The sequence below is a fragment of the Methylorubrum podarium genome (assembly GCF_040270385.1).
Taxonomy (GTDB): Bacteria; Pseudomonadota; Alphaproteobacteria; order Rhizobiales; family Beijerinckiaceae; genus Methylobacterium; species Methylobacterium podarium.
This window is the reverse complement of sequence record NZ_JBELQE010000107.1, coordinates 1-1,400: the sequence shown is the minus strand read 5'-3', so window position 1 is coordinate 1,400 and position 1,400 is coordinate 1. Positions and strand designations below refer to the sequence as shown.

Sequence of the window (1,400 nt, the reverse complement as noted above, 5' to 3'; positions counted from 1 at the left end):
GAGCTATGCGGGAGATTGGGTGACGACGGTGTGTTGAAGGCGGCGTATCGAGGCGGGTGTCGAAGCCTGCCAGAACCTCTCAGCGAGAGCGATACGCCATGGAGACACCTACCAACATCGTCCGGCTTCGTCAGCCCGAAGACCTCGACGATCCCCTGACCGAGGTGCTGCGCGCCGGGGCCCGCCGCCTGCTCGCCCAAGCTGTTGAGATGGAGGCGGACGCGTTCCTGAGCGCGATGCAGGATCTGCGGCTTCCGGACGGACGCGCGCGGCTGGTGCGGCACGGCCATGGCCCGGAGCGGGCGATCCAGACCGGCATCGGCCCGGTGCCGGTGGCGCGGGTTCGTGTCCGAGATCGCGGCGCGAGCGGATCTGAGGACCGGGTTCGGTTCACCTCGACGCTCCTGCCGAAGTGGGCGCGGCGCACCCGCAGCCTGGATGCGTTACTGCCGGTCCTGTACCTACGCGGTGTCTCGACCGGCGACTTCCAGGAGGCGCTGGCCGCCCTTCTGGGTCGGGATGCTCCGAACCTCTCGCCGGCCGTCATTGCCCGGCTGACCGCGGCCTGGGCGGACGAGTATGCCCGCTGGCAGGGCCGCGATCTCTCCGCACGCCGCTACGTCTATGTCTGGGCCGACGGCGTCTACCTGCAGGCCCGGATGGAGGACCAGGCCGAGTGCATGCTCGTGCTGATCGGGGCGACGCCCGAGGGCCGGAAAGAACTCGTCGGCTTCCAGGTGGGCGTGCGCGAGAGCGCCCAGAGCTGGCGCGAGCTGCTCGTCGACGTGAAGCGGCGTGGGCTGTCGATCGCGCCCGAGATCGCGGTCGGCGACGGCGCACTCGGCTTCTGGCAGGCCCTGGACGAGGTCTTTCCGGGCACCGCTCACCAACGGTGTTGGGTTCACAAAGCGGCCAACGTCCTCGACAAGGTGCCGAAGTCCGTTCAGGGCGCGATGAAGGTGGATCTGCGTGAGATCCACGGTGCGCCGACCCGGGCGGCGGCCGAGGCGGCGCTGGCTGTCTTCGTCGAGAAGTACGGGGCCAAGTACCCGCGCGCCGCCACCTGCCTGACCAAGGACCGGGAGGCGCTGCTGGCGTTCTACGACTTCCCGGCCGAGCACTGGGACCACCTGCGCAGCTCGAACCCGATCGAGAGCGTGTTCGCCACGGTGCGGCATCGGACCGTGCGGACCAAAGGTGCACTCTCGGCCACGACCGCCAAGCTGATGGTGTTCAAGCTGGTGATGGCAGCCTCGAAAACCTGGCGACGGTTGAAGGGCGAAAACCAGTTGCCGAAGGTCGTGGCCGGCGTCATCTTCCGCGACGGGACCGAGGTCACCGCGAGCCCAGATCACCGCGCCGCCTGACCGCCTCCGTCACCTAAAATCCTGCATAGCTCC

The 1,400-nt window shown here is 68.6% G+C and carries 1 protein-coding gene; it reads left to right on the top strand.

The window, feature by feature from the left end; translation table 11 throughout:
* The first annotated feature begins 98 nt into the window (after positions 1 to 98).
* The gene (locus ABS772_RS21105) at positions 99 to 1,367 is read left to right on the top strand and encodes an IS256-like element ISMex3 family transposase (protein WP_009867550.1); all 1,269 of its coding nucleotides are present in this window, start codon (positions 99 to 101) and stop codon (positions 1,365 to 1,367) included.
* Positions 1,368 to 1,400 lie beyond the last annotated feature (33 nt).

Bases quoted from the DNA above. Each gene is read 5' to 3' on its own strand.
- ABS772_RS21105 (WP_009867550.1), top strand. From the start codon at position 99: ATGGAGACACCTACCAACATCGTCCGGCTTCGTCAGCCCGAAGACCTC.